Genomic DNA, 16,810 nt, shown 5'->3' on the forward strand with positions numbered 1-16,810 from the left:
GGCACTGGCCGCCCTTTCCGCAACCGCGTGTCAGACGATCTGCGCGGTGGGTTTGTGGGTGGCCAGCCAGATCGCCTGCCACAGGCCGGACAGGCCGATCAGGGCGTAGATCGCGCGCGGCCACATGCTGTCCGCACCGCAGGCCAGCGCGATCAGATCGACCTGGAACTGCCCCTGCAGTCCCAGGCAGATGGCACCAAACAGCACCATGATCAACGTCGCGATGTTGAACGCTCGCACTGCCTTGCCCCTGGTTTCTTTCGTGGATGGCGACAGGGTGGCGCGTGCGGCGTGCGAGCACCGTGATCCCGTGCTTCACGCCTCGTCAACCGCAGCGTCCACCTGGGCTCCACGCGCGGCTGCCTATGATCAGTGCACCCCCGTCCCGGTAGACCTCACGCATGATCCCCACTTCCTATTGGCGCAAGAGCTGGGGCAGCTTCGTGCGGCCCAACACCGGGTCGTTCGACATTCGTGATGTGTCCTGCCTGCAGGAACCGACGTCGCTGCGCATCGTGCACCTGTACCGCATCGATGCCTGCTGCCTGGGATGCAACCACGTGTTCTCCGCGCGCGACGGCCACGGCATGGCCACGGTCACCGGCGCCCGCGTGCTGACCTGTCCGGGCTGTTCCGCCAGCCAAGCGGTGTCAAACAGTGAACTGGCCGGCTTCTTCACCGCCGCCACCGCCACTGCCACCGCGCCGGTCACGCCGCAGGCTCCCGGGCAGGTAGCGGCTGCGGCATGAGCCTGGCCGCATCGCCTTGCTCGTAGGCCTGCACGCTGGCGGGCAGCTCGGCATGCAGGAAGTCCACGAACAAGGCGATCCGCCGCGAATACATCGACTTGACCAGGTGGGTCTCCGAGAACATCCGCGGTTCGCCTGCGGTTTCCGGCAGCACTTCCACCAGGCGCCCCGTACGCAACAGGGCGGCCACTTCCCAGCGCGAGCGCTGCATCACGCCCAGACCGGCCACCGCCCAATCCAGCAGGGTGTCCGGGTCGTTGGACCGTGCGACAGCGTTGAGGGCCACGCGCTGCCGTTGCGCCCCCGATCCGATCGTCCATAGCGGCGCTTCGTTGTTCCTGCTGCCGTTGTCGATGCAATGGTGCGTGGCCAGCGCGTCCACGCGCATCGGCGTGCCATGGCGCTGCAGGTAGACAGGGCTGGCCACCAGTATCCGCTGGCTGCTGAACAGTGGCCGCGAGATGAAGCTGGGATGCGGTGCGATGCCACCGCGGATCGCCACGTCGATCGAGTCCCCGATCAGGTCCACCGCCGCCCGTGACATCTGCAGGTCGATGCGAACCTCCGGGTGCCGGGCCATGAAACGGGCCGACAACGGCCCCACGATGTGCCTGCCGAGTGGCACCGGGCAGGCCACGCGCAGCGTGCCGGCCTGATCGTCCCGATCCGCGTGGGCCTCCAGCGCGGCCTGTTCCAGCAATTGCAGGATTTCCTCGCTGCGCCGCAGATAGGCTTCGCCGGCGGGGGTGAGCGACTGGCGCCGGGTGCTCCGCACCAGCAGCTTGACCCCGAGCCGCGCCTCCAGCTGGCGCAGGCGTTCGCTGACCATCGACGTGGCCATGCCCAGGGTGCGCGCGGCGGCGGTGAGGCTGCCCGCGCGCGCTACGGCGACGAAGGCCCTCATCTCGGCGAAATCATTCATGGCAGGCAGATATTCGGCTACGGCGAAAACAGTTTTCACCATATCCCGGTTAATTGCACGGAGCCAGCTGCACATAGTGGTCGCAATACGCATGACACACTGCAGCACGCACTGCACTACACGCCAGCCAGATCGCACCGGAGCCAGCGATGTCCAACGAAAACAACGAAGCGAGCGCTTCGCCGTCACGGCGACGCTTTTTCCAGGCCTTGACCCTGGTTCCGGTAGTCGCCGCGCTGCCCGCCTGCAAGGAAGCGCCGAAGGGAGCGTCGGCCGGCGCATCGCCAGCGCAGGACAGCGCGCCCTACCAACCGGCTTTCTTCAGCGCAGCGGAGTGGGCGTTCGTGGTGGCCGCGTGTGATCGCCTGATCCCGGCCGACGACATCGGCCCCGGGGCAGTGGAATCGGGGGTGCCGGAATTCCTCGACCGCCACATGCAGACCCCGTACGCCAGCGGTGCGATCTGGTACATGCAGGGGCCGTTCCTGGAGGCGCCGTCCGAATTCGGCTACCAGGGCCGGCTGGCGCTGAGGGACATCCTCAAGGTCGGCATCGCGGCGATGGACGCGCATTGCCGCAGGGCGTTCGACGGCAAGGGCTTCGCCGCGCTGACGGTGGAGCAGCAGGAACAGCTGCTCACCCAGGCCCAGGACGGCAAGCTCGGGCTGGAGGAGATCAGCGACAAGGTGTTCTTCAGCAACCTGCTCAACGAGGTCAAGAACGGCTACTTCGCCGATCCCAAATATGGCGGCAACAAGGACATGGGCGCGTGGAAGATGATCGGCTACCCGGGCATGCGCGCCGACTACATCGACTGGATCAGCGTGCGTGACAAGCCCTATCCGCTGGGTCCGGTCGATCTGTCCGGACGGAGGGGCTGAGCATGGCGATCAGCAAACCGAAAGTGGATGTCCTGATCGTGGGCATGGGCTGGACCGGGGCGATCATGGCCAAGGAGCTCACCGATGCCGGGCTGCACGTGGTGGCGCTGGAACGCGGCGGCGACCGCGATACGCAGCCTGATTTTGCTTATCCCAACGTGGTGGACGAGCTGGAAGGCTCGGTGCACCGGCGATACCTGCAGAGCCTGGCCCAGGATACGTTGACCATCCGCCACAAGGCCGCCGATACCGCCGTGCCCTACCGGCAGATGGGCTCGTTCAAGCCCGGTACCGGCGTCGGCGGGGCCGGCAGCCATTGGTCCGGCTGCCATTTCCGCGCGCTGCCGGAAGACTTCCGCCTGCGCAGCAACATGGAACAGCGCTACGGCCGCGGCTTCATTCCCGATGACATGACCATCCAGGATTTCCCGGTCAGCTACGAGGACCTGGAGCCGCACTTCGACCACTTCGAATATGTCTGCGGCACGTCCGGCAAGGCGGGCATCATCAATGGCGTGCTGCAGCCGGGCGGCAATCCGTTCGAAGGCTCGCGCAGCCGCGAGTTCGCATTGCCGCCCAACCCGGATTACCTGGGCGCGGAAATGTTCTACAAGGCGGCCGAGGGCATGGGCTGGCATCCGTATCCCATTCCCGCATCCAATACCTCGCGCGCCTACACCAACCCGTATGGCTGCCAGATGGGTCCCTGCAACGCCTGCGGGTTCTGCAGTGACTACGGCTGCCTGAACTACTCCAAGGCCAGTCCCAACGCCTGCATCCTGCCGGTGCTGCGGCAGCGCGACACCTTCGAACTGCGCACCCATGCGCAGGTGCTGAAGGTCAACCTGGACAGCACCGGCAAGAAGGCCACCGGGGTGACCTACCTGGATGCAACCGGCCGCGAGATCGAACAGCCAGCCGACCTGGTGCTGCTGTGTGCGTTCTCCTATATCAACGTCCACCTGATGCTGGTGTCCGGCATCGGCACGCCATATGACCCGCAGACCGGGCTGGGCACCGTTGGCAAGAATTACTCCTACCAGAACCTCAACCGGGTGGTGCTGTTCTTCGACAAGAGCGTGCAGGCCAATGGCTTCATCGGCATCGGCGGTGCCGGCGCCACCATGGACGACCTCAACGGCAACCAGCTGGACAACGGCAAGGCCAGCTTCGTTGGCGGCGGCCTGGTCTGGGCGCGGCAACCCGGCGCGGGCCCCGTGCGCGGCATCAACGTACCGCCCGGCACGCCCTCGTGGGGCAGCAAGTGGAAGCAGGCCGCGGTGGATTCGTTCCGCCATTCGTTCTATTACGAAGTGCAGGGCGCCTGCATGTCCTACCGCCAGCATTACCTCAGCCTGGATCCCACCTACCGCGATGCGTTCGGGCGTCCGCTGCTGCGCATGACCTTCGATTGGCACGACAACGAGATCAAGGCCTCGCAGTTCCTGGTCGACAAAGCGCTGGAGATGAGCCGGATCCTCAATCCGATCGCGGTTTCCGGTGATGCGAAGAAGGACGGAAGCCACTACGACATCACCAAATACCAGAGCACCCACACCTGCGGCGGCGCGATCATGGGCCATACACCGGCAGACTCCGCGTTGAACCGTTACCTGCAGTCCTGGGACGTGCCGAACGTGTTCGCCATCGGTGCCAACGCGTTCCCGCAGAACAACGGCTACAACCCGACCGGCATGGTCGGCGCGCTGGCCTACTGGGCGGCCAAGGCGATCCGCGACAAGTACCTGGCCGATCCCGGCCCGCTGGTCCAGGCATGAGGGCGCGGGCATGAAGAAGATCCTGCTGATCCTGCTGGCGTGTGCCTTGCTGGTGCTGTTGGCGTTGTTCGTCTACGCCAGCCTGCCCACCGAGACCCGTCCGGTCACCGCGTCGGGGGGCATGGAGCGTGCCGCGATGATTGAACGCGGGCGCTACGTGGCCACCGCCAGCGACTGCGTGGCCTGCCATTCTTCCCCAGGCGGTGCCGCGTTCGCCGGTGGCCTGCCGATCGCCTCGCCGATCGGCACCATCTACAGCACCAACATCACGCCCGACTGGAAAACCGGCATCGGCGAGTACAGCCTGGATGACTTCGACCGCGCAGTACGCCATGGCATCACCCCGCACGGCGACACCCTGTATCCGGCGATGCCGTATCCCTCCTACGTACGCCTGACCGATGCGGACATCGAGGCGATGTACACCTATTTCATGCACGGCGTGGCACCTGCGCAGGCGGAAAATCGCCCAGCCGGCATCCGCTGGCCGTTGTCGATGCGGTGGCCGCTGGCGATCTGGCGCAAGCAGTTCGGCCCGGATCCTGCGCAGGCAGGAAAAATGCAGGGCAGTTACCCCGACGAGGAAATCGCCCGCGGCGCGTATCTGGTGCAGGGCCCTGGCCACTGCGGCAGTTGCCACACCCCACGCGCGCTCACCCTGCAGGAGAAGGCGATGGACGAGTCCGGCGCCGAGTACCTCGCCGGCGGCCAGGTGATCGATGGCTGGCTGGCGGTCAACCTGCGTGGCAACAAGGCCGATGGACTCGGCAACTGGAGCCGGCAGGACATCATCGACGTGCTGAAGACCGGGCGCAGCGAGCGCCATGCGGTCGTCGGCAGGCCGATGGCCGACGTGGTCCAGCACAGTACCCAGCACCTGACCGATGCCGACCTCGGCGCGATCGCGGCGTACCTCAAGAGCCTGCCTGCCACCCAGCAGGACCCATCTTCCTTTGTGGCCAATCCGCAGACCGCCAGCGAACTGCGTGCGGGGGTCAACAACAGCCGTGGCGCCGAACTCTACGTGGACAACTGCGCGGCCTGCCATCGCAGTGATGCCGAGGGCTATCCGCGGGTGTTCCCCAGCCTGGCCGGAAACTCGACGATCCTGGCCAAGGATCCGACCACGCTGGTGCGGTTGGTGCTGGAAGGAAGCGAGATGCCAAGCACCGTGCATGCGCCTTCCAACCTGGGCATGCCCGGCTTCGCCGAGCGCTTGAGCGATGCCGACGTGGCCGAACTGGGCACGTTCCTGCGCGGCAGTTTCGGCAACAAGGCGCCTGCCGTGACGGCAACGCAGGTCGCCAAGGTGCGGCGGGACATCGAGAAGATGCGCACCGAGCACGACGAGGCGGCGCACGATCCGACCGAGGTGGAGTAGGCGGATCCTCGAGCATCACCGACACGTGTCGTGAAGACGGCCGGGCTCGGCCGTCACACTTTCGATCCAATACGGGAGCGACACTGAAGCCACGAAAACGTGTCACGGATGTCATGACCATCACAAATTCTACCCACTCGGCGGCACCACGAATCCTGGTCGTCGAAGACGAAATCGAACTTTCCACGCTGCTACAGACCATTCTCAACGGCGAAGGCTATGGCGTCGAACAGGCGTATTCGCTGTCCGATGCGCTGCATTCCATCGACGATGAAGTCTTCGATGCGGCAGTGCTCGATGTCGAGCTGCGCGACGGCGTCGTGTTTTCCGTCGCCGATGCGCTGAAGGCGCGCGGCATCCCGTTCTTCTTCCTGTCGGCCGTGTACAAGGGCGTGGTCCCGGTGGCCCACCGCGACGTGCCTTTCCTGAGCAAGCCGTATGAGATCGAGGAGCTGAAAAGCTACCTGACCGAAACGCTCGGCCAGCGGAAAATCAGCCGGCGCAGCGGGCATCACAATCCCTAGCAGGGGCTGATGGCAGCATCCGGGTCACCTTCCACCGTACCCAGGAGCACCTCTCAATGGCATCCAGCCCCTCCCTTCATCGAACGTGGGTGATCCACCCCGTTCATGCTGCCGTGCTCGGCGGCGTACTGCCACTGTTCCTGGCGACGCTGCTGGCGGACTACGCCTACTGGAGCAGCCATGAGATCCAGTGGAGCAACTTCGCCGCCTGGCTGCTGGTCGGCGCGATGGTGATGACCACGCTGGCCCTGCTGGCCGGCGTCATCGGCTTGGCCCGTCATCGTCACGGCCTCGCCTATGTGCTGGTCCTGGCGGTCACCTGGGTGCTCGGTTTCTTCAATTCGCTGCACCATGCGCGTGATGCATGGGCGGTCATGCCCGGTGGGCTGGTGATGACGGTGATCGGCACGCTGCTGGCACTGGTCGCCACCTGGATCGGCCTTTCCACCCTGCGCGTGGGAGGTGTCCGATGAGCCGCCAGATGATCAAGGTTCTCTCGGTTTCGGTGCTGGCCACCGCGCTCGCCGCCTGCGGTGGCAAGGCGCCGCAGATGGACCAGTACGGCGCCACCCCGGACATGCCCGCGCCCAAGCGCGACCTCATGCCGGACATGACCATCGCCAAACCCACGGCGTGGGGCGATACCGTGCCCACGGTTCCGGCCGGCTACCGTATTTCCGCCATTGCGACCGAGCTGGGCATTCCGCGCCAGACCCTGGTGCTGCCCAACGGTGACATCCTGGTGGCCGAAGGCCGCGGCGGCAATGCGCCCAAGCTCAAGCCGAAGGATGTCATCGCCGGCAAGATCAAGGCCAAGGGCAACACCGCCGTGAAAAGTGGCAACCGCCTGACCCTGCTGCGCGATGCCGACGGCGATGGTGTGTATGAGATGAAGACCGTATTCGCCGACAAGCTCAACGCACCGTATGGGCTGGCGATGATCGGCAACGTGATCTATGTCGCCAACCAGGACGCGCTGGTGCGTTTCGACTATGTCGATGGGCAGACCCAGGCCAGCGCAGCACCGACCACGGTCACCGAACTGCCTTCGGCGATCAACCATCATTGGACCAAGTCGCTGGCCGCAAGCGCCGACGGCCGTTACCTGTACGTGGGCATCGGTTCCAACAGCAACATCACCGAACGTGGCATGGCCGCCGAGGTGGATCGCGCGGTGGTCTGGCAGATCGACGCGCAGACCGGTGCCCACAAGACCTATGCGACGGGCCTGCGCAACCCCACCGCGCTGGCGATCCAGCCGGGTACCGGCACGGTCTGGGCGGTGGTCAACGAACGCGATGAGATCGGTCCCAACCTGGTACCGGATTACCTGACGTCGGTGAAGGAAGGTGCGTTCTACGGCTGGCCTTACAGCTACTGGGGCAAGAACGTGGACGATCGCGTGATGCCGCAGGATCCGGCGAAGGTGGCCAGTGCCATCGCCCCGGATTACGCACTGGGCTCGCACGTGGCCGCGCTGGGCGTTTCGTTCTCCGGGCCGACCATGGGCGCGAAGTTCGCCGATGGCGTGTTCGTCGGCGAGCACGGCAGCTGGAACCGCAACCCGCCGGTGGGCTACAAGGTGGTCTTCGTGCCGTTCCGTGACGGCCGCCCGGCCGGTGAGCCGATCGACTTCGTGTCCGGCTTCCGCGGCGAAGATGGGCTGACCCGTGGTCGCCCGGTTGGTGTCACCGTCGATCCGCGCGGTGCGTTGATCGTGGCCGATGACCTGGCCAACACGATCTGGCGCGTCACCCCGGACACGGCCACGGCACCCGCGCCGGCCGAAACGCCGGTGCAACCGCCCGCACCGACGACACCCTGACCGATCTCCCGGCAGCGCCGAGCCACGCTCGGCGCCTGCTGGGGGTCAGCCCAGCGCTGCGCGCACGCGCATGGCCAGCTCGTCCACGGTGAACGGCTTGCCGATCATCTGCACACTGGGGTCCAGCATGCCGTCCTGCACCAGCGCGTTGCGGCTGTAGCCGGTGGCGAACAGCACCTTCAGCTCCGGCCGGCGTCGCAGCGCTTCGTCGGCCAGTTCGCGTCCGTTGACTTCCGGCATCACCACGTCAGTGAACAACAGCGCCACGGCGGGGTGGGCATCAAGCAGCTTCAGCGCCGCCGCCGCGCCATCGGCGGCAAGCACCGGATAGCCGAGCTCGGTCAGGGCATCGATGGAAAACTGGCGCACGCCGGGCTCGTCTTCCACCACCAGCACCAGCTCCTGTCCACCCACCACCTCCAACGCATCGTCCGACGTCGTTTCGGGCAGCGGATCGACAACCGCCATCAGGCGCGGAAGATAGAGCTTGACCGTCGTACCCCGGCCGATCCCGGACTCGATGCGCACATGTCCGGCGGACTGCTTGACGAAGCCGTACACCTGCGAAAGCCCCAGTCCGGTTCCCTGGCCGACTTTCTTGGTGGTGAAGAACGGTTCGAAGGCCTTGGCCCTCACCTCCGGCGACATGCCGCTGCCATTGTCGGCCACCGCGATCAGCACGTAGTCGCCTGCCGGAACGCTGCCGGCGCTGGCATCCTCCTGCGCACAGTTGGCCGTCTCCACCGTGAGCCGGCCGCCGCCGGGCATCGCGTCGCGTGCGTTGACCGCAAGGTTGAGGATCACGTTTTCCAGCTGGTTCGCATCGGCGAAGGTGGACCACAGGTCAGCGGCCAGCACGGTTTCCAGGCGTACGCTGCTGCCCAGCGAATGCACCAGCAGGTCCGACATGCCGGCCACCAGGCGGTTGGCATCCACCGGTACCGGCTGCAGGGGCTGCTGGCGCGAGAACGACAGCAGACGCTGGGTGAGCTGCGCGGCGCGGCGGGCGCCGTCCATTGCCATGTCGATGTAGCGCTTGGCGCGTGGATCCTGGTCGCCGAGGCGGGCTGCCAGCAGGTCCAGCGGACCGATCACCGTGGCCAGCATGTTGTTGAAGTCATGCGCGATGCCACCGGTCAGCTGGCCCACGGCCTCCATCTTCTGGCTCTGGCGCAGCGCCTCTTCTGCCCGCGTACGTTCCAGGACCTCCTCCAGCACGCGGGCCTCGAGGTGCTCGTTCAGTTCCTTCAGGCGCGCGTCGGCCAGCCGGCGCGCGGTGACCTCGATGGCCACGCCCAGCACGCGCACGCAGCGGTCGCCTTCGAACAGGCCCCGGCCCTTGGCCGCCACCCAGCGCACCACGCCATCCTCCTTGCCCACGGTGCGGTACTCCACGTCGTAGAGCGCGCGCAGGGCAGGGTCGGCAGCGGCCGCGAACGCAGCGCTGGTTTCGGCGCGGTCATCCGGATGCAGGCCGCCGTAGAAGTCCTTCAGGGATACGTCCACGTGGGCCGAAATGCCGAACATCGCCTTGGTGCGCGGCGGCCAGATCAGCACGTCGTGCACCAGGTCCACGTCCCAGAAGCCCATGTCACCGGCCTCGGTGGCGAAACGCAGGCGCTCCTCGCTTTCAGCCAACGCGGCCTCGGCGGCCTTGCGCGAGGTCAGGTCCAGCATCGCGCCGATCATGCGATGCGGTTCGCCCGAGGCGCCGCGCAGCACGGTGCCGCGGTCCAGCACCACCGCATAGCTGCCATCGGCACGGCGGAAGCGGTACTCGCCGGTCCACGACGAGGTCTCACTGGCGATCACCGCATGGATATGGTCGTCCACACGCTGGCGATCGTCCGGATGGATGTGGTCCAGCCACCACTGCGCGGTGGTCTCGGTCAGTGCGTGGCCGAACAGGGCGCACAGCGCTTCGTTCCAGACGACGTGGCCATCGGACATCCGCCAGTCCCAGATCGCATCGTTGGTGGCCCGTGCGGCCAGCCGGTAGCGCTCTTCGATCTCCTGGTGTTCGGCGGCCGCCGCCTTGCGGTCGGTGATGTCCAACGAGGTTCCGACCAGGCCGACGACGCTGCCGTCGGCATCGCGCAGCGGAGCCTTGGTCGACAGCCAGACGGCGCGCCGCCCGTCAGGGAAGCTCACTTCTTCTTCCAGTTGTTCGCTGCGGCCATTGGCCATCACCCGTTCGTCGGCGGCCATCACCGCCGCAGCCTGCACCGGGTCGCTGAGCAGCTCCGCATCGGTGCGTCCGATGTAGCGCTCCGGCGGCTGCCCGATCAGCTCGGTCGTGCCGCGGTTGCCGATCAGCAGGCGGCCCTGGCGGTCCTTCGCGTAGACCACGCCGGGCGCTGCTTCGACAAAGGAGCGCAACAGGACCTGCGCCTGGTCGCGCTCGGACTCCAGCCGCCGGCGTTCGTCGATGTCGATCAGCACGCCGGGAAAACCGACGGCGCGGCCGTCGGCATCCAGATCGACCCGGCCGACCGCCTCTATCCAGCGGTACTGGCCATCATTGCCGCGCGTGCGGTACTGATGGGAGTAGCGCCCGCCACGTCGCAGGGCAGCGGCGATCGCCTGCTCCAGCCCCGCGCGGTCATCGGGGTGGACGGTGGACACCACCTGTTCCAGGCGCAGCTCGCCCTGTACGACGGCCGGCTCCAGGCCGAAGGCATGCGCCAGGGCATCATCGACGGTCAATCTGTCGTGTGTCACATCCCAGAACCAGGTGCCGACGATCGCCCCGGCAGCGAGGGCCAGCTTGACCCGCTCGGCGTCGCGCTCGGCGTGGGGGGCAGGGGGAAGGGGAAGGTTCAAGGAGTTCTCACGGCAAAGGCATGGGAATGACGCATTCAGGACGCCTAGATTATCGTTGCCGGGCAGTGCTGGGAATGTTGCCTGCTGCACGCGGGTGGCATGCCGACGCCAGCGCCGCCGGGTGTTGTGGCACAGTTGCAGGCATTGCACGTCCAAGGTGTCCGGGAGACAGGGAATGAACAGGAAAGTGGTGATGTTGGTGCTCTGCCTGGTCGCAGGTTCGGTGATGGCAGGCGGCAGTGCACGGTTCGGCAACAAGCTGGTGAGTACCGGCGACGCTGCGGGCAAGGTGACCCAGGTGGCGGGCAGGCCGGATCGGGTGATCCAGCTGGAAACCGACTTCAGCGGCAACATCGGGGAGCGCTGGGAGTACTACAAGGCGCAGAAGACCATCCACATCATCTTCCGGGACGGCAAGGTGACCGAGGTCAACGAGCTCTACAACTGAGGGTGCCCTCAGGGTGCCTGCTTCCGCGTGCGGAAGCCGGCCACGTTCATGCGCTTTCGCAGGCCGCCATGCTGCACCAGCGGCGCCGGCGTGAAGGGGTCGGGTCCACCAACAGCAGGTCCTTGAGCGGGTGCTCGCCCCTTGGCCTGAATCGATCTAAACTCGGTCCATCCGCTACGGGAGGGCAGGGTATGGCAAAGATGAAGGCAGTAGTGGCCGCCATGATGGCAGCCGCGGTATCGCTTGGCGCAGCCGCCGCACCGGCAGGTCCACAGGAGCCTGCGGTGCCGATGTCCGGTAATCCCATCCTGCCCGGATGGTATGCGGACCCGGAAGCGGCGGTGTTCGGCAGCACGTACTGGATCTATCCGACCACCTCCGCGCCGTATGCGGAACAGACACATTTCGATGCCTTTTCTTCACCTGACCTGGTGCATTGGACACGGCATCCGGAGGTACTGACCAAGGCCAGCATTCCGTGGGCCAAGGAGGCGCTGTGGGCGCCTGCGGTGGTGGAAAAGGGCGGTCGCTATTACTTCTTCTTTTCCGCCAACGACATCAAGACGGACGAGGAAACCGGCGGCATCGGCGTGGCCGTGGCCGACCGGCCTGAAGGTCCCTATCGCGACCTGTTGGGCAAGCCGCTGATCGGCACCTTCCATAATGGTGCCCAGCCGATCGACCAGTTCGTGTTCGAGGACGACGACGGTGCCTGGTACATGATCTACGGGGGCTGGAAGCACGCCAACATCGTGCGGCTGAAGGATGATTTCACCGGCGTGCAGCCGCATGAGGACGGCACGCTGTACAAGGAAATCACCCCGGCCCCGGAATATGTGGAAGGCTCGCTGATGTTCAAGCGCGGCGGCCGCTATTACTACATGTGGTCCGAAGGGGGCTGGGGCGAACCGGAGTATTCGGTGGCCTATGCCATCGCCGACACGCCCACCGGCCCGTTCAAGCGCATCGGCAAGATCCTGCAGCAGGATCCCAGCATCGCCACCAGTGCCGGCCACCACTCGATCATCCACGCGCCCGGCTCGGACAACTGGTACATCGTTTACCACCGTCGTCCGCTGGGGGAGACCAGTCGCCATCACCGTGCCACCGCGATCGACCGCATGCAGTTCGATGAAAACGGCCTGATCCTCCCGGTGAAGATGACCCTGGAAGGTGTGCCCGCGGAGCGCGTGCAGGGCCGCTGACCTCGGTATGCTGCAGCGCAGCAAAACCAGCTAGACTGCGGGCGAAGCCCCGCTGTTCGCACGCCGCGCACCAGAACGGGGAAAACGTTTCACTTTCTCCCTTCTGGTTCGTCCTGGTACCTATGGAGCCCGCCATCCCCGAACGTTCAACGGATTTCCCGCCGCCGTGCGATGACCCAGGCGGTGGGCCGGCCGGCGTGCAGGACGGGCCGGCGATGCCTGCGGGGCCGGTGACCGGCGCCCAGGCGGCGGAGCTGATGCGCAACCTCAACACCACGCTGATCCGCTTGCTGCAGCTTCGACTGGGCTCTTACGAAGACGCGCGCGACGTGGCCCAGGAGGCTTATGCGCGCCTGTTGAACCTCGGCAATGACCAGGTCGTCAGCTTCCAGCGTGCGCTGCTGTTCAAGATCGCGCAGAACCTGGCAACCGACGTGCTGCGCAGGCGCGCCTACACCGAACTGCCCGAGCCGGAAGGGCTGGAGCTGTGGCCGGACCCGGAGGTCGATCCAGAGCGGTCGGCACGCGCGCGGCGGGTCATCGAGCGCCTGCCTGCCGTGCTGGCCGAGTTGCCGCCGCGTTGCGCGGAGGCCTTCCGGCTGGTGCGGATGGAGCAGTGCAGCTTCAAGGAAGCCGGGGAACGGCTGGGGCTGACCGACAGGATGGTGCGGATACATGTCGCGCGTGCGTTGGCCTTGTGCCAGTCGCGGTTCGATGAACTCACGGACGACGGCAGGACCGCTGAACATGATTGACCAGAACACCACCCCCCGCGAGATCGCCCTGCAGGAGGCCGCCGATTGGCTGGTCCGGCTGACCGATGCGGATCCGCAGGAGGGTGACATCGAGGCATGGAACGCCTGGATGGAAGGCTCTGCAGTGAACGCGCAGGCCTTCGATGACATCCAGCTGCTGTGGGACGCGGCGGCTGAGGTGGGCGTTGATCGCGTGCTTGCCGCGCGGGGCGCAAGTGGGGAAGCGGCGACCGCGCCGGGGAGTGCTGGGTTGAATGGGGAAACGACAGGGACTGCGCGCGCCGCCGCGCGCCGACCTGCGCGGCGGTCGCGGGGCCTGCGCTGGGGAGCGCTCGCCGCCGGGGTCGCCGCCCTTGCGATAGGCGTGGGCCTGTTCCGCCAGCCGCCTGCCGGAGAGCCGCTGGAACTGCGCATGAGTGCGGGCATCGGGGCGCCGCGACACCTTGCGCTGCCGGACGGCAGCAGCGTCGACCTCGATGCAGGCAGCGAGCTGGTGGCCCAGTTCAGCAGGCACCGTCGGCAGGTCGAGCTGGTCTCCGGCCAGGCCTATTTCGCCGTGGCCAAGGATCCGGACCGTCCGTTCGAGGTGCGTGCCGACGGCGCGCTGGCGCAGGCCCTGGGCACCCATTTCAGCGTTGCCCGTCGCAGCGACAGCGTGCGCGTGATGGTCAGCGAAGGCCATGTGCAGGTAAGTGACCTGCGCAGCAATGGCAAAGGCATCCAGAACCACGTGGTCCAGCTGCTGGCCGACCAGGGTGCGACGCTGGCCGAAGGAGGTCCCCTGCAGGGCCCGTTGCCGGTGGACGCGCCGTCGTCGCTGTCGTGGCTGCAGGGCAACGTGGTGTACCGCAGTGAATCGCTGGGCAATGTCGTGGCGGACCTCAACCGGCACTCGCGCGTGCGCATCGTGCTGCACGATGCGCAGATGGCGCGGTTGCCGGTAACCGGACGCTGGAGTACCGCCGATCTGGATATCTGGCTGGAAAGTGTCGCCCAGGCGCTGTCCCTTTCCATCGTGCGTGGCCCGGATGAAATCCTGCTCGCCCCTCTGGAAGGGGACGCGCAGGGTACGAAACAGTAGCCGCCTGCGACGCCCCCCACCGCCATCCTTGTTCCGGGAGTTTTCATCAGACCTTGAGCGCACGCTTCCGCCGGAAACTCGCCCTACCTGCGGCGGCGCGCGCGCCTTCCGCCGCGGGGTATTGGCCGCGCGTCGTGTTGCTGATGGGTCTGGGGGGATGGTCGTCGGCGGCGCTCGCCGAGGACCGATCAAAGGCCCTGTCGCTTTTCCTGATACGGCCGCAGTCGCTCCAGGAGGCCCTGATCAGCTTTTCAGAACAGTCCGGGATGCAGTTCGTTGCGATCGGCGACCTCAGCCATGCGCCGATCACCACGGAGGTGCGTGGGCGGCTGTCCAACGAGGAGGCATTGGCACGCCTGCTTGCTCGCAGCGGGTTTGATTTCAGCGTGCAGCGCAACGGCGTGGTGACCGTTGGACCTGCGACCGCCACGCTGCCGGCGCAGCCATCCGCTGCGGTGGTCGCGCTTGCGCCAACCGAACTGGCGGGCGTGGAAGTCACCGCCAGGCGCCGCAGCGAGCGGCGCATCGATGCGCCGCTGGCAATCACCGCGCTGGGCGGCACGCAGCTGGACGCAGGCGGGTTCCAGAATGCCGCCCAGGCCATCGATTCGGCGCCGGGGGCTTCTACTGTCGACGTCGGCGGTGGCTTTACCCAGGTACAGATTCGCGGTGTTTCCAGCTCGCTGGGCGGCAACGACAACGGCTATTACCTCGATGAAATCCCCTTCACCGGGGTGACCGTGCCCTGGCACCCGGATGCCCGCGCCTTCGACCTGGATCGCATCGAAGTGCTGCGTGGCCCACAGGGCACGCTGTTCGGCGAAGGCTCGATGGGCGGCACCGTACGCATCCTGACCAACAAGCCGGAGCTGGACCGTTTCGCTGCGCTTGCACAGGCGGGCTGGTCTACCGCCGAGGGCGGCGGGACCGGCTGGAATGCCAAGGCCATGGCGAACCTCCCATTGCTCGAAGACCAGCTTGCGCTGCGCGTGGTGGCGACCGACGAGTCGCTGCCCGGCTGGGTCGACGACGTGGCGGCGGAGCGCCGCGACATCAATCGGCACCGGGTAACGACCCGACGCGCACGGCTTCGCTTCGAACCCTCTGAAAACTGGCGGTTCGATGCGGCGCACTGGTCGTATCACTCCGCAGCGCCTGGCGGCGGGTATGCCGCGGACGACGCGATGGAGGTGGGCAGCTATTACGCGCGCGATGCCGACTGGCGCACCTCCAACCTGGTCAGCACCTACCAGGGCGGGGAATCATCGGTCACCTATACCTACGCGGTTGCCGAACTGGAGCAGCGCCAACGCGGCGACATCCTGCCGGGCACGCGTTACGACAGTGACACTGCCATCGCGGTACGTACCCATGAACTTCGCTGGAGCTCCACCACCCCGCGCAGGCTGTCCTGGACGGCAGGCGCCTATCGCCGCGAGGCGCGTCGGTCGGACGTGAGCGTGATAGGCGACGTGGGGCCCAGCAGCTCGCGGCAGGACAACGGCGGCGGGGCGCTGTTCGGCGAGCTGACCCTGCAGCTGCCGTGGGCGGGATGGACGGCCAACGCCGGACTGCGTTACTTCACTGATCATGTCGAAGGCGCCTCGCTCGGCATCGGCGCGGAGAGCGTGCTGGACGAGCGCTTCCAGAGCTGGAATCCGCGGGTCGGGATAGCGTGGCAGCCGGTCCCGGATACCACGCTGTATGCGAGCACTGCGAAGGGCTTCCGTTCTGGCCAGCTGCAGCCCGTTACTTCCTACGTGCTGGCACAGGCGGCAGGTATCGCATTGCCTACCCGGATACGGCCCGATCAGATCGTCACCACGGAACTGGGGGCCAAGACGCTGATGGATGGGGGGCGCCTGCTGGTGGAAGCGGCCCTGTTCCACAGCCGTTGGCAGGACGTGCCGGTGCGCGTACCGGTCACCGATGTATTCAATGGACTGGTGAACTCCGATGGGGCGCGGATCCGCGGCATCGAGTTCGGGCTGACCTACCAGCCGTGGGACCGCCTGGCCCTGCAACTGGAATCGACGCTGATCGATGCGGCCTACACCACGGATGTCGCAGGCACCAGCATCCGCCGCGGAACCCAGGTCTACAACACCCCGCGCACGACGTGGGGCGCGTCGCTGGAGTACCAGTACCCGGTCGCGCAGGATCTTTCCGGCGTGGTCCGTGCCGGCGTGCGCCACCACAGTGCACGCCAGGTCGCGCTGACCCAGGGCACGCCAGGCGACGCCATCGTTTCAGCGGACGCGCGCATCACGTTGGAGTCGGCGCATGGCTGGTGCGCATCGGTGTATGGCGAAAACCTCAGCAACGAAGACGGTGCCGACGATGCGCGCAACACCCGCGGCATTGCGACGCGACTGCGCCCGCGCACGTTCGGTGTCGAGTTCGCGTTTCGTTACCGATGAAATAAAAAATAATTTCGT

At 66.5% G+C, this 16,810-nt stretch carries 16 protein-coding genes; 12 read left to right on the forward strand and 4 right to left on the reverse strand.

Annotation, left to right across the window (positions count from 1 at the left end; translation table 11 throughout):
• Positions 1–30: 30 nt before the first annotated feature.
• Complete coding sequence (locus RTX79_RS02725) at positions 31–240, reverse strand: DUF378 domain-containing protein (RefSeq protein ID WP_312681626.1); 210 nt, start codon at positions 238–240, stop codon at positions 31–33.
• Positions 241–401: 161 nt separating this feature from the next.
• On the opposite strand from RTX79_RS02725, the gene RTX79_RS02730 reads away from it, so the two are divergent.
• Entirely contained in the window at positions 402–749 is a 348-nt protein-coding gene (locus RTX79_RS02730) for a hypothetical protein (RefSeq protein ID WP_312681628.1), read from the forward strand.
• Here RTX79_RS02730 and RTX79_RS02735 read toward each other — a convergent pair.
• Positions 709–1,671 (reverse strand): LysR family transcriptional regulator, encoded by a 963-nt coding sequence (locus RTX79_RS02735; protein WP_312681630.1) that lies wholly within the window; start codon positions 1,669–1,671, stop codon positions 709–711. The two genes, RTX79_RS02730 and RTX79_RS02735, sit on opposite strands and share 41 nt — an antisense overlap.
• Before the next feature lie 149 nt (positions 1,672–1,820).
• Here RTX79_RS02735 and RTX79_RS02740 point away from each other — a divergent pair, with 149 nt between their 5' ends.
• The 6 genes from RTX79_RS02740 (at position 1,821) to RTX79_RS02765 (ending at position 8,060) form a co-directional block, all read left to right on the forward strand.
• Complete coding sequence (locus RTX79_RS02740; protein ID WP_057507642.1) at positions 1,821–2,552, forward strand: gluconate 2-dehydrogenase subunit 3 family protein; 732 nt, start codon at positions 1,821–1,823, stop codon at positions 2,550–2,552.
• A 2-nt stretch (positions 2,553–2,554) separates the two neighbouring features.
• Positions 2,555–4,330, forward strand: coding sequence for a GMC family oxidoreductase (locus RTX79_RS02745; protein WP_312681633.1), 1,776 nt, complete (start codon positions 2,555–2,557; stop codon positions 4,328–4,330).
• A gap of 10 nt (positions 4,331–4,340) precedes the next feature.
• Positions 4,341–5,711: a cytochrome c gene (locus RTX79_RS02750; protein ID WP_312681634.1), complete on the forward strand. Its 1,371-nt coding sequence runs from the start codon at positions 4,341–4,343 to the stop codon at positions 5,709–5,711.
• Positions 5,712–5,824: 113 nt separating this feature from the next.
• Positions 5,825–6,235: a response regulator gene (locus RTX79_RS02755; protein ID WP_312681635.1), complete on the forward strand. Its 411-nt coding sequence runs from the start codon at positions 5,825–5,827 to the stop codon at positions 6,233–6,235.
• A gap of 56 nt (positions 6,236–6,291) precedes the next feature.
• Positions 6,292–6,708 (forward strand): DUF2231 domain-containing protein, encoded by a 417-nt coding sequence (locus tag RTX79_RS02760; protein ID WP_312681636.1) that lies wholly within the window; start codon positions 6,292–6,294, stop codon positions 6,706–6,708.
• Positions 6,705–8,060 (forward strand): PQQ-dependent sugar dehydrogenase, encoded by a 1,356-nt coding sequence (locus RTX79_RS02765; RefSeq protein WP_309685631.1) that lies wholly within the window; start codon positions 6,705–6,707, stop codon positions 8,058–8,060. Before RTX79_RS02760 ends, RTX79_RS02765 begins: the two co-directional genes overlap by 4 nt.
• 45 nt (positions 8,061–8,105) lie before the next feature.
• Here RTX79_RS02765 and RTX79_RS02770 read toward each other — a convergent pair whose 3' ends face one another.
• Positions 8,106–10,883 (reverse strand): PAS domain-containing protein, encoded by a 2,778-nt coding sequence (locus RTX79_RS02770; protein ID WP_312681637.1) that lies wholly within the window; start codon positions 10,881–10,883, stop codon positions 8,106–8,108.
• A 175-nt stretch (positions 10,884–11,058) separates the two neighbouring features.
• Here RTX79_RS02770 and RTX79_RS02775 point away from each other — a divergent pair, with 175 nt between their 5' ends.
• Positions 11,059–11,331 carry a hypothetical protein gene (locus tag RTX79_RS02775; RefSeq protein WP_312681638.1) on the forward strand — a complete coding sequence of 91 codons (273 nt, stop codon included), beginning with the start codon at positions 11,059–11,061 and terminating at the stop codon, positions 11,329–11,331.
• Between the two features lie 46 nt (positions 11,332–11,377).
• On the opposite strand, the gene RTX79_RS18260 is transcribed toward RTX79_RS02775, so the two are convergent.
• Positions 11,378–11,638, reverse strand: a complete 261-nt coding sequence (locus RTX79_RS18260; protein WP_428695933.1) for a CGNR zinc finger domain-containing protein — start codon at positions 11,636–11,638, stop codon at positions 11,378–11,380.
• On the opposite strand from RTX79_RS18260, the gene RTX79_RS02780 reads away from it, so the two are divergent.
• The 4 genes from RTX79_RS02780 (at position 11,523) to RTX79_RS02795 (ending at position 16,792) form a co-directional block, all read left to right on the forward strand.
• Positions 11,523–12,536, forward strand: a complete 1,014-nt coding sequence (locus RTX79_RS02780) for a glycoside hydrolase family 43 protein (RefSeq protein WP_312681640.1) — start codon at positions 11,523–11,525, stop codon at positions 12,534–12,536. The two genes, RTX79_RS18260 and RTX79_RS02780, sit on opposite strands and share 116 nt — an antisense overlap.
• 215 nt (positions 12,537–12,751) lie before the next feature.
• Entirely contained in the window at positions 12,752–13,291 is a 540-nt protein-coding gene (locus RTX79_RS02785; RefSeq protein WP_312681641.1) for an RNA polymerase sigma factor, read from the forward strand.
• On the forward strand, positions 13,284–14,372 hold the full coding sequence (locus RTX79_RS02790) for a FecR family protein (protein ID WP_312681643.1): 1,089 nt from the start codon (positions 13,284–13,286) through the stop codon (positions 14,370–14,372). Before RTX79_RS02785 ends, RTX79_RS02790 begins: the two co-directional genes overlap by 8 nt.
• A 266-nt stretch (positions 14,373–14,638) precedes the next feature.
• Positions 14,639–16,792, forward strand: a complete 2,154-nt coding sequence (locus RTX79_RS02795) for a TonB-dependent receptor (RefSeq protein ID WP_312681645.1) — start codon at positions 14,639–14,641, stop codon at positions 16,790–16,792.
• Positions 16,793–16,810: the final 18 nt, after the last annotated feature.

This window comes from Stenotrophomonas chelatiphaga, from assembly GCF_032054965.1.
GTDB lineage: Bacteria > Pseudomonadota > Gammaproteobacteria > Xanthomonadales > Xanthomonadaceae > Stenotrophomonas > Stenotrophomonas chelatiphaga.